Annotated in this window: 9 protein-coding genes; 3 read left to right on the plus strand and 6 right to left on the minus strand. The window is 49.6% G+C overall.

Annotation, left to right across the window (positions count from 1 at the left end; translation table 11 throughout):
• Positions 1-28 precede the first annotated feature (28 nt).
• From WBJ53_RS06595 to WBJ53_RS06605, 3 genes are all read right to left on the minus strand, one after another.
• Positions 29-871, minus strand: coding sequence for a ThuA domain-containing protein (locus WBJ53_RS06595; protein WP_338875276.1), 843 nt, complete (start codon positions 869-871; stop codon positions 29-31).
• Between the two features lie 93 nt (positions 872-964).
• A complete protein-coding gene (locus WBJ53_RS06600; protein ID WP_338875277.1) occupies positions 965-1,990 on the minus strand; it encodes a sugar phosphate isomerase/epimerase family protein in 1,026 nt (341 codons plus the stop codon).
• Positions 1,991-2,049: 59 nt separating this feature from the next.
• Positions 2,050-4,899, minus strand: a complete 2,850-nt coding sequence (locus WBJ53_RS06605; RefSeq protein ID WP_338875278.1) for a PQQ-dependent sugar dehydrogenase — start codon at positions 4,897-4,899, stop codon at positions 2,050-2,052.
• 86 nt (positions 4,900-4,985) lie between these two features.
• Between WBJ53_RS06605 and WBJ53_RS06610 the strand changes: the two genes are divergently transcribed.
• From WBJ53_RS06610 to WBJ53_RS06620, 3 genes are all read left to right on the plus strand, one after another.
• Complete coding sequence (locus WBJ53_RS06610; RefSeq protein ID WP_338875279.1) at positions 4,986-5,759, plus strand: NUDIX domain-containing protein; 774 nt, start codon at positions 4,986-4,988, stop codon at positions 5,757-5,759.
• A gap of 125 nt (positions 5,760-5,884) precedes the next feature.
• Entirely contained in the window at positions 5,885-7,381 is a 1,497-nt protein-coding gene (locus WBJ53_RS06615) for a capsule assembly Wzi family protein (RefSeq protein ID WP_338875280.1), read from the plus strand.
• A 114-nt stretch (positions 7,382-7,495) separates the two neighbouring features.
• A complete protein-coding gene (locus tag WBJ53_RS06620) occupies positions 7,496-8,455 on the plus strand; it encodes an ABC transporter substrate-binding protein (RefSeq protein WP_338875281.1) in 960 nt (319 codons plus the stop codon).
• Positions 8,456-8,476: 21 nt separating this feature from the next.
• Here the strand turns inward: WBJ53_RS06620 and moaA are convergent, their stop codons facing one another.
• From moaA to WBJ53_RS06635, 3 genes are all read right to left on the minus strand, one after another.
• Entirely contained in the window at positions 8,477-9,457 is a 981-nt protein-coding gene (gene moaA, locus WBJ53_RS06625) for a GTP 3',8-cyclase MoaA (protein WP_338877162.1), read from the minus strand.
• A gap of 105 nt (positions 9,458-9,562) precedes the next feature.
• Positions 9,563-10,909 carry a Gfo/Idh/MocA family oxidoreductase gene (locus WBJ53_RS06630; protein ID WP_338875282.1) on the minus strand — a complete coding sequence of 449 codons (1,347 nt, stop codon included), beginning with the start codon at positions 10,907-10,909 and terminating at the stop codon, positions 9,563-9,565.
• 198 nt (positions 10,910-11,107) lie between these two features.
• Positions 11,108-11,995 (minus strand): sugar phosphate isomerase/epimerase family protein, encoded by an 888-nt coding sequence (locus WBJ53_RS06635; protein WP_338875283.1) that lies wholly within the window; start codon positions 11,993-11,995, stop codon positions 11,108-11,110.
• Positions 11,996-12,051: the final 56 nt, after the last annotated feature.

The raw sequence follows: 12,051 nt of genomic DNA on the forward strand, positions 1-12,051 counted from the left end.
AGAAAAAACAGTGATCAATGACTGCTAACTACTTAAACTGCCCCGCCCATTCGATACCGGCCACTATGTGCGGCATGGCATTTGGGTCGGTAAAGGTTTCGTTGGTATGGCCCATGCCGGTATAGAAGATACGGCCTTTGCCAACCTTATTTGTCCACGAAATTGGATGATCGCCACCCATTGCTTTGGGCCAGGTTGCCTTATAAGTTGCTTCGTTTAAGGTGAGTAATACCTGAATGCTGTCTTTCCCCCGAACACTCTGTTTGAAATTATACCACTCGTCGGCTCTCCGCCATTTGGCTGGCAGGTGTTTGGTCGTCGGATGGTCGCGAACGTCGGTGATAATTTCGGCTACGGGCGTATGCTCCGGATAGAGCGGGTGGTCGCGGAAGTGCGTGCCGAGCATATGATCGTACCATTCCCAGGCATATTCGGTGTCCGATGCCGCATGAATACCGACATAGCCACCACCATTTTCCACAAATCGCTCGAAGGCTTTTTCCTGATCGGAAGTCAATACATCGCCCGTTGTCGACAGAAAGACCACGACCTTAAACCGGCGCAGATAATCGTCATTAAAAAAAGCACCGTTCTCCGTTGCTCTCACATCCCAGCCTTTTTCCTTACCCGCTTTTTTGAGGGCTTCGATACCCGGTTCAATGGATTCGTGCCGGAAACCGTTGGTTTTCGAAAAAATTAGCACGCCTTTGTCGCCAATCGGCCCCGGATCGGCCGGGCGAACGGTATCAAATTCAGGTTTCTGCCAGGGTAGCTGCCGCGTTACGTACATGGCAAAAACAAAGAAACCTCCCACCAGCAGAACCAGCACGACCACCAGCCCCAACAGGATTTTCAGGATTTTACGTAGCATTTGGTAAATAAGGTTAAGAGTCAGGAAACAGGTGAATGGTCTGGTGCCGGTTAGTAGTGACCGGCACCAAAATCATAGGCGGGTTGGTATAGGTTAGGCAAGTTCGGCGCGGACGCGTTCGAGCAGGGTTTTGGTTGCTTTGATGCCGTCGGCTACGGGTAAATAGCCGCCCGTTGGGTTATAGGCATTCATCAGCCCTCCTTCATATTCGATGCCAACGTAGCCTTTAAAGCCCGCGTCTTTAATGATCTTGAACAGTCGCCGGAAGTCGCTTTCGGTTTCATTACCATTGGCATCGAACTTATGCGTTTTGGCACTGATTCCTTTGGCATAAGGCATCATTTTCTTCACGCCCTCATACCGATCATATTCCTTAATGCATTTGGTGTTCATGATACCTTTGATATCATTGGTTTCGGGCTTGCTCCGTTGCCGACAGAAATTACCAAAATCGGGCAGCAGGCCCGAATTTGGCATATTTACCGCCTTCAGAACACCAACCAACCAGTCGATATCGGTTGAGTTGCCAAAGTGGTTTTCAACAATCACGTTCATGTTTTGTTTGGCCGCATACTCCAGTAGCTTATGATAGCCGTCGGCTGCGGTTTTGGCGGCTTCGTCGGCCGGATCGTCGGGGGTTCCTGATATAGCTTTAGAGGTATCGCCAAGATTGACCCGAATGGCCGTACAGCCCAGGTATTTGGCCGCATCGACCCAGGGATAGTGCGACTCAACAGCTTGCTGACGCTTGGTGGCGTCCAGATCGGCAATATTGGCACCGTCGACCATGATGAGGTTGTTTTTCATGCCCAGATCGTCGCAGCGTTGTTTTAGTTCTTTCAGATACGCCTGATCGGTATGCTTGTTGTTGAAAAACATCGATACATACTCCAGTACATTGATGCCGAAGTCGTTTTTCGCACGGGCTGGAAAATCCATGTTGGTCATCTTGCCCGACATGATTTCGGGGAAAAACGAAAACTCGGCCAGCGAGATATCGAACGTGAATTTTTTAGCGGCCATATCGGCAAACGTTTGCGTTGGTAAAACCGAGGCCATACTCAGACCAGCGGCTGACAGACCGAGTTGCTGTAGAAATTGTCGGCGTGATTGGTTCATCGCTTTGGTAGAAAAAGGCCCGCTGCCAACGTCGGCAGCGGGTGGAGTAGTGAGAAAGGCTAATCGAAAAGTTGGACTGTAATGGGCACAAACAGGGGTGATTTTCCGGCTTTTTCGTTCTTGAAAACAAAAAACAAATCGTGCTGGCCGGAAACAGGGGTAAGCGTCACTTTGGCAATGCTGGGCTTGAACATATCGGCCGGATCTTTGCTTTCGTTAGGCAACAACTCCTCGGTTTGTCCCAGAAGCTGGCCCGTTGGCGAGTCGATCCGTATTTCGACCCGTCCACCCACGGCAATGAGTTGGGCTTTGGGTACGGCTACCGCAAATTCCATTGCTTTGATGCCTGTGAGGTCGAGCTGATCAAACTTCACATAGGTATCGCTAGCCATCACGACAACCAGCGGATAGGGCTGAGTTCCCATTTTAAAGAGCGTAATTCCCTTCGACTGGCTGTTGCTCGAACCCATGGCCAGCATCGGGTTGTGCAGAATCAGCACCTGTTCCGATGTCTGAGCGGGCAACCCATTGGCTCCTTTATCTTTGTAGGATGCCTGTAAGACCAGATCGCCTTTTGCATTTTTGTCGGGCGTATAGGTTCCGGTTGTAGGTAGCAAGGGTGTTGCGAGCTGTTTATCTGACAGTGTCAGAATATATTTAACAATTTCGCTCGCATCGCCCGTCCCCAGTTGAGGATGAGCCGTCATAATAGCGTCGCCCCAAACACCGCCACCGCCTTTGATTATCTTGTTCGATAAACTGGCTACGGCATTCGCATCTCCTTTATAGCGTTTCGCTACATCGGCAAACGAAGGGCCCACCGATTTTTTATCGGTAAAGTGGCAGGCTTTGCAGTCGCTCTTCTCCATCAGCACTTTACCCGTTCCCAGATAAGTCGCTTCGGAAAATTTATGGCCAGCTTCGCTCACAGCCTGAGCATTAGCTTCGTTCTGGAAGCTGGCTCGTACTAATACCTGTTTGGGCAGAATTTTCCCTGAACCAGCCCCCGACTTAGCCAGCGTGCCATCTTCTTTATCGGTTACGTTAACATTGTAGGCTATCGGTTGGTCGGGAAAGTAGAAGCTTTTATTTCCTTTCGTAATGTTCAGCGTTACACTCGGTGGCTGGTTTCCCGCCAGGATTGTTAACTCCTGTGAGTCTTTCAGACCGTGGGAGTCGGTAACCGTAAGCACCGCTTTGTATTGCCCCGCTTTCTGGAAGGTAAAGCTTGGGTTCATTTCGTTCAATACCGTAGGTTGCCCACCCGCTTTGTTAACGATTTTCCACTGATAGGTCAGCGCATCGCCGTCGAAATCTTTCGTTCCTGCCGACGATAAATTGACTTTTAGCGGTACGGCGCCCACCGTCTGATTGGCAGTAACCTGCACATTCGGTTTACGATTTCCGGCGTTGAATTCAATACGCACCAACCGCGAATCGTCGTTTTTGAGAAACCAGCCCGTTCCGTATTCGAGAACATACAAATCGCCATTGGGTCCAAAAGCCATATCGATCGGATGGCTGAACGGCATCTTGGGCACGAAGCGTTCCAGGTTGGTCATGTCGCCTTTGTCGTTGAAACTGACAGTCAGAATCATGTCGCGCATCCATTCATACAAAAACACCTTACCGTTATAATAGTCGGGAAAAGGGCGTTTGGCATTTTTGAAATCGTCCTTATAGTAGACAGGGCCTGCCATTGCACTCCGGCCACCCGTACCCATAATTGGAAATTTCCTGCTTTCGGATGCTGGGTAGTAGATCAGCGCAGGCTGAGCAGGAGGGAGGTCGCGCAGGCCGGTGTTGTTTGGCGAATCGTTGAACGGATGGGCCGGATCGAACTTTGCACCCGATTTGCCAGTTGCAAAATCGACGTCGTTATAGGCTTTGTTGTCGCCCACAAAATAGGGCCAGCCGAAGTTACCCGGTTTGCGGGCCTGGTTGTATTCGTCTTCGGCTGTGGGCCCAACACCGGCCGAATCGACGCCGGCATCGGGACCTACATCGCCCCAATACACATAGCCATTGTGCTTATCGACCGAAATACGGTAGGGGTTCCGATGGCCCATCGTGTAGATTTCGGGTCGGGTATGTCCTCCATCTCCCGAAGGAGGAGGATTTGTCGCCGACCAGCCTTTAGTTCCCCCTTTGGGGGCGGAGGGGGCTTGAAATAAATTGCCCTCCGGGATGGTGTAGGTGCCGTCGGGTTCGGGATGGATACGCAGGATTTTACCGCGCAGATCGTTGGTATTACCCGACGATTTCTGGGCATCCCATGGACTGCGGCCGGGCCGTTCGTCGATAGGTGCGTAGAGCGTAGCGCGGGGACTGGTGTTGTCGCCCGTGGAGAGGTAGAGGTTGCCCTCGCGGTCCCAGTCGATTGAGCCCCCCGTATGGCAGCACTGTTCGCGCTGAACAGGTACCTCCAGCAGTACTTTTTTAGACGACATCACCAACTCGTCGCCCATCAGTTCATAGCGGGTTAGGCTATTTTTGGGTTCTTCGCCCGCTGGTGAGTAGTATAGATATATCCAGTGATTCTTTGCGAAGTTAGGATCAATAGTTACCCCCAGTAATCCATCTTCTGCTTCCGTTTCATGGCCTTCTTTATCTTTATACTTTGTGCTAACCGGAATGGTTGCTATTGTTTTCAACTGCTTTGTTGTGGGCGAATAAATCCGAACATCGCCATGTCGTTCAACCAGCAATACGCGTTCGTCGGGCAGGATGGCCATTTCGAGCGGTTCGTTCAGTTTTTCGGCCAGCACTACTTTGGTGAATCGATTTTCGTCGGGAGGTCCCCCCGTATCGAAAGCGGGCCGGGCCGAATAGGCCCATAGTCCAAAAGCACCTATGCACAAAGCTGCCACCGTTTGGTAAGGCTTCAGCAGGAAGACGTTGCTTTTCATTATTAATGCGTAGTTTCAACACAATAATAAGTAAATTTTTTCAATGTGTATTTGTTACACACTATTTATTTTTTTACTTTTTCGTTATGGAGTACAAAAAAGAACTACAGCGTATGATTGCTGAGTTTAGGACGCTTTATCTTTCTTCGGTATCTATTGACTGCGTTATCTTTGGTTTTCATGACGGGCAGCTAAAAGTTTTGTTATTACGCTGGAAAGGAACCAACGACTGGTGTTTGCCTGGCGGAAGAATTCGTCACGAAGAGAATATGGACGACGCTGCGCATCGGAGCCTCCGCGAGCGAACCGGGCTAAGCGAAATTTTTTTGCAGCAGTTTCACACTTTTGGCGATGTAGAACGCTATAAAAACTGGAGCAAACAGGAAACGCTGACCAAACTGGGGCTACCCGAAGAAGCCAGTCGGGAGATTGTTAATCGGGATGTATCGGTAGGCTATTATGCACTGGTTGAGTTTGCCGATGCAACGCCTACGCCCGATTTTTTTACGGATGAGTGCCGTTGGTGGGATATCGATCAGATTCCGCTGCTTTTGTTCGATCACAACGAGATGATTAGTCTGGCACTGAAAACGCTACGTCGGCAACTCAGCTATCAGCCAATTGGTTATAAACTGCTGCCCGACAAATTTACGATGCCCGATTTGCAGCAATTGTATGAAACCATTCTGGGCCAGTCGCTCGACCGTCGAAATTTTCAGAAACGAATGCTGGGCTATGGGGTTCTGGAACGGTTGGACGAACGCAAAACGGGGGGGGCCCATAAAGCTCCTTATCTATATCGTTTCGATAAGGAAAAATATGAAAAAGCCCTTGCCGATGAGAGTTTATTTGTTGGGTAAGGCAGAGGGCACTTCTGATACTGGGGGTCATTTCTGATAAATATGTAAGTGCGGCAGCTCATTGCCGAACACTCAATACGGCCTTTTTTTTATTTATCTCCCCGAAAAAATGCTTTTTTAGAGGGATGAAGCACTATTTCCTCTTTTTTATACTATACGTTTTACCCTGCTACACAACTTGTGCACAATCGAAAAGTCAATATCAGGTCTATGTAGAAGCAGGTGGTTTGGTTGCTTCATCTGAGCGAACCCCCTTCTGGTTGCGAGCCAATCAGTTCGGAACGGTTCCCTATTCGGCTCCCAATGGCTCACTTCGAACCGGTATTGCCGGTTCTATTCTCTTAACCGACACAGCGGGGGCCTATGCACGGAAGGCGCCGAGTCGGGCCTGGATACTCAGCTATGGTGCCGAAGCAATTGCTAATGCCACTCAGGAAAGCCAGTTGCTGGCACCAGAATATTATGTAAAACTGGCGCATCGGCAAATTCAGTTTGTGGTTGGTCGTCGTCGCGAAGTAATTGGGTTAGTCGATACACTGCTTACGTCGGGATCGTATTCCTGGTCGGGGAATGCGTTGCCGATTCCGAAAATACAGTTCGGTACGAAGGGGTTTGCACCGCTGGGCCGAAGGCAGTGGCTGGCTATTAATGCGTTTATAGCACACGGCTGGTTTGCCAATACGAACTATATGCAGCATTCATACCTGCATCAGAAATCAGTTATTTTTCGGGTTGGAAAACCCTCATCGACAGTACGGGCCTACATAGGGCTTAATCATAATGCACAGTGGGCTGGCCATTCCAATTATCTGGACTATCATTATGCCGTGGATGGCCAGTTGCCGAATCAACTGCGCGATTTTCCGAATGTACTCTTTGCCATTCGGATCGGTGGCGTAAATAATCCGCGCGTTACATCGTTTGATTACGTTAATTTGTACGGCAATCACGTTGGTAGTACCGATTTTGGTCTCGAATTGCGATTGGCGGCTGTTCATCTTATGCTTTATCACCAGCATAGTTTCGATGATGCATCGGGGGTAATGATGCAAAATATTCCAGATGGCTTAACGGGGCTTCGAATTCAGCCGCGTCAGCATGGATCTTCGGCGTTTCGGGTCGACGACCTACTGATCGAATTTCTGTCGACACTCAACCAAAGTGGGCCATCGTTTTATCAGGATAATACGCATACAAAGGGTGCCGATAACTACTTTAACAATGGTCAGTATCAGGAGGGTTGGGTCTATAAAGGCCACATTATTGGTACACCTTTCATCACCCGCCGACAGGACGTGAAACCCGAACTGCAGAACAATACGAAGTGGGCAATCAACAATAACCGAGTTCAGATGGCGCACATTGGCATTCGGGCAACTGTTGCGAACCGGCTACAGTTGCTGGCGAAAATGTCGTACAGCCGGAATCTGGGCGTGCCTGGCGAACCGCTGCCCGGAACACCAACCCAGTGGGCGTCGTTAGTACAAGTAGGAATGCCGCTATCCTGGCTTGGTGGTATGTCGTTAACGGCATCGGTTGCGGCTGATGTAGGGCAATTATATGTCAATAGTATTGGCGGTTATGTTGGCTTACGTAAAACTGTCTGGCAGCGTGGGAACTAGGTGTAAACAGAGAATAAAAATTGTTTAACAGATACTACTCGACAAAATCTATACGTTAGCAAAAAACCTTCCATCTTCTGGGTGGTTAAACAAGCCGTAACAGTACAAAATAGTATGAATACTTTAATTCGTTTGGCGCTCGATCGGACGCCTAATACCAACCACACCGGATTTTACGTCGCTCTTGCCAATGGCTTATATCAGGAGGCTGGCCTGGACGTTGACTTTATTTCACCCGATCAGGATAATTACCAGATTATGCCTGCCCGCCGGGTAGCTCATGGCAAATGCGATCTGGCCATAACTCCTTCCGAGAGCATCATTAGTTATCAGACGAATGGTACGCCACTCATGGCTGTTGCAACGGTACTGGCTCGCGACATCAGTGCCATTATGACGCTTAAGGAAAGCGGTATCGAACGGCCACGGCAACTGGATGGGAAAGTCTACGCTTCCTATGGCGCCCGTTATGAAGAGGATATTATTCGGCAACTTATTTTGAACGATGAGGGCCGCGGTCAGTTTGTTGCTCATAAAACGGCCTGGTCGAGCATTTGGCGGTCGTTGTTGACGCGCGAAGTCGATGCGGCCTGGTTTTGGTTAACCTGGGAAGGAGTCAGAGCCGATATCGACGGGGTCGATCTAAACCAGTTTTTGTTCGACGATTACGAAATTCCCTATAGCTATAACCCTATACTGACTGCCCGCCGTGATTGGGCCGAACAGAATGCCGATGCGTTACGTCGGTTTTTGGCTGCTACTTCGGCTGGTTTCCGATTTGCGGTTAAAAAGCCGGACGAAGCCGCTCGGTTGCTGATGAAAACAGCTAACCACCCAGCACTGGCCGATCGTAATTTTGTGGAACAAAGCCAGCAAATGGTTTCGGGATACTACCTCGATGGTGAAGGCCACTGGGGATTTATGCACAGAGGAGTGTGGACTTCCTTTGTGAACTGGATGATCCGCAATCGGATGTTAACCGACCGAAACGGCGAACTAATTCTTCATATGGATGCGGAAACGCTGTTTACGAACGAATACCTGGAGAATATGTCCGTTGTAATTCGTTTGTAAGAACGTATTTTTTGCGAAGGGTTATCCTCCAATTGTCGACATCGATTCGGTAACGGCATCGCGGCTTTGTTCAGCTTCGAATCCGTTGGCGGGTCGATGGGCAAAGGCAGTTAAAAAAGCTTTCGTTAGGTCTTCGTCCGAAGCTCCCGATCGGATAAGCGCCCGAATGTCGAGTATGCCATTGTCATACAGGCAGGTTTTGAGCGTTCCCTGAGCGGTTAGCCGAATGCGATTACAGGTGCCACAGAACGTACGGCTGAAAGCCGCAATGACACCAATAGTGCCCTGATGGCCCGGAATCTGGTAATTATTCGATGTGGAATAGGGTGGATCAGGAAGTTTTTTGAGATCGGGGTACGTTGCCCGAATTTCGTCGATAATACGCCGATGGGTCCAGTGTAAGACCGGATAGTGGTTTCCTTCGCCATTGAATGGCATTTCTTCAATAAACCGTACATCAACGGGCATTGTCCGGGTTAGCTCCGACAACGGAATCAGATCCTGGGTGTTTTGCCCATCCATCACAACGGCATTGATTTTAGTCTGAATACCTGCCTGTAGCAGAGCATCGAGCGTTTTCAGTACGGCAGGCAGTTCGTCGCGCCGGGTAATTTGCCGGAACCGGTCGCGGTCGAGGGTATCCAGACTCAAATTAACCGATTGTACACCCAGTGCCGCCAGATCAGCTACATGAGGAGCTGTGAGAACACCGTTGGTTGTCAGAGTAAGCTCGTTTACTCCATCTATTCGGGACAGGCGGTGCAGGAAGTCCATCAAGCCCGCCCGCACAAACGGTTCGCCACCCGTTATTCTGACTTTCTGAATCCCCAGCCGAGCCAGTACGGCTACAATCCGCTCCATTTCCTCATACGTAAGCAGGTGATGCTTCGGTAAGTATTTAATACCTTCTTCGGGCATACAGTAAAAACACCGCAAATTACAGCGGTCTGTTACGGCAAGCCGAAGATAGGAAATAGGGCGATTGTGGTTATCGTAGATCATACAGCTATCGGACCAACACAAAAATACAGATTTTGATTGCATTCAAGGTCGGTTTTATCGGCCTATTCGATAAGATGAATAGGCCGGTGAGTCGTTCTTATTTGTTTAAACTACGGGCAATTGCCACGAATTGTGGTAGTGCGCCATAACCAGATCGTTGGCCTTGGTATCATTAAGAATTTGGTTTTTGGCGTTATCCCAGACAATTTCATGTCCCATCCGGTGGGCTATGTTACCCAGTTGTGCATGTAGGGCCACAGCTCTTCCTGCATCGACCGGGCAATTGGGTTGCTGACGGTTTCGAATGCATTCAACAAAGTTGAGCGTATGCCGGTCGAGGTCTTTGCCGTCGCCGTATTGAGGAGGTTGGGCCGGAACGAGATAGGTTCCGGCATCGATTTCGGGCAACACTTCCCACTTGCCCCGGTCGATGACCAGTGTACCCCGATTGCCAATGAATGCTACACCATGTTCACGATCGTAGGGGCCGCGACCCGTACCCAGCGATTGCTCCCACGAAAGCAGGAAGTTGTCGAACTTATAAATCGTCTGCATGGTATCGGGCGTTTCGCCATCATGATCTGGAAAGCCAAACCGGCCACCGACAGCAGCTACCGACTTGGGCGCGTTTACCTGCATACCCCACAGGGCAATATCGATCATGTGTGCTCCCCAGTCGGTCATGAGTCCACCGGCATAGTCCCAGAAATAGCGAAACGTGCCATGAAACCGGTTTCGGTTAAACGGGCGGCTGGGTGCCGGCCCCAGCCACATGGTGTAGTCGACACCCGCCGGAACGGGTTCATTGGCCACTTTGGGAAATGTTTTGCCATAGGGCATAAAAGCCCATGTCTTTACAGAGCGGATAGTTCCTAATTTACCTGAATGAACATAATCGAGGGCGGTTTTCCAGTGATTACCGCTCCGTTGCCACTGACCTACCTGAACAATGCGTTTATGTTTATGGGCGGCTGCTACCATCAGATCACACTCCTGAATGGAATTAGCCAGCGGCTTCTCGACATATACATCCTTGCCCGCCTGGCAGGCATAGACTGTAGGCAGGCAGTGCCAGTGATCGGGTGTACCAATGATAACAGCGTCGATGTCTTTATTTTCGAGTAGCTTACGGAAATCAGTATAGAGCGTTACGTTTTGCGTTTGACCAGTATCTGCATTTCGTTTCTGAAGTTCCGAAGCACGTCTGTTCAATACATTCTGATCAATATCGCAAAGGGCAATACAACGCACCCCAGGGTGTTTAAGCATGGAATTCAGGTCGGCCCAGCCCATATTGTTGCAGCCAATAAGGCCAACCGATATAGTGTCGGCAGCAGAAACAGACGAGGAAATAGGGGAGGCTAGTGCCGAATTGGCCAGTATATTACTTAACCCGCTGCCTAGTGTTAATTGGGCTGTGTTTTGTAAAAATTGTCGTCGTGAAGTTGCCATCAGAAAGGGATTAAAAGGAATCGTCGTAGGTAAATGCTAGTAAAAGCCAACGACTTACTTTTTCTTTGCTTTCTCATGGGCAGTTCTCTAAACGAGTGTGCCAGATGAGTTTTTACTGCGGACTAGTGTTAGGTTTACAACCTGACGCGGTTCTTTCGGTACCTGAATGAACAGTCGGAATGGCAAAGCCAGCGAAAATCAGCTCGCCTGAAAAATAGATTTCAGATAAGCAGCGTTAGCCCCGAAATTCTTTTTGACGTTGCGGGGGTCGTTGGCGTCGCGGGAGCGCTCGATGACCAGCCACCCTTTCCAGCCCATATTGACCAGGGTTTGTTTTACCTTCTTCATATCGATACGTGGGTTGTTTTGGAGCCAGACTCCATCTTCGTCGGTACAGTGAATCTGGCAGATGCGTTTTTTGCCGAGAATCCGTAACTCGTCGTGCAAATCGCGACCAGCTTTCAATGGATTGGAAAAGTTGAAATAACTCTGAATGGATTTGAAACCTATTTCCTCCAGCAGCGCCACTTCTCCTCTGGCATCCAGTGAGGTTTCAATGCCGACGATTACGCCCGCTTTCTTCGCCATTTTGCCTACCATTTTCAGTCGCTCAACAATGGCCGGGCGCAGCTCCGGATTTTTGACCAGATCGCCCTGAATGCCCAGCGGCAGGAACGCTACCTTTACGTTCATGGCATTCATGGTGTCGAAACAATCCTGAATCATGCGCTGATACGTTGGGCGCGTGGCAAATGATTGTGCATAGAAACCGGTCATGGCCAGTGAACAGATTTCCAGATTTAGCTCCTTCGCCTTATCCAGAAACTGTTGACGTATTTCCGGTTTAGCCAGTTGATTGTCAAATGTTTCTCGTTGGCCCAGCCCACCCATGTCGATCTCTATGCCATCGGCACCAATCTCTTTTGTCAACTGAAATGCGCCGAGCTTCTGTCGTTTCAGAATCATTAGATCGACTACGGCAATTTTGTAGGGTTTCCTGTCGGCAGTTGCAGCGAACGCATCAAAAAATAAGCCAGCCGTCAGCAGTGAACTGGTCGCCAGGAATTTTCGTCGGGTAAAGTGCATGGAATCGTTTATCGTTGATGATCGTTCGTCCGCGATTGTATCGCGGATGAGCGGTG

Source organism: Spirosoma sp. SC4-14, assembly GCF_037201965.1.
Classification (GTDB): Bacteria; Bacteroidota; Bacteroidia; order Cytophagales; family Spirosomataceae; genus Spirosoma.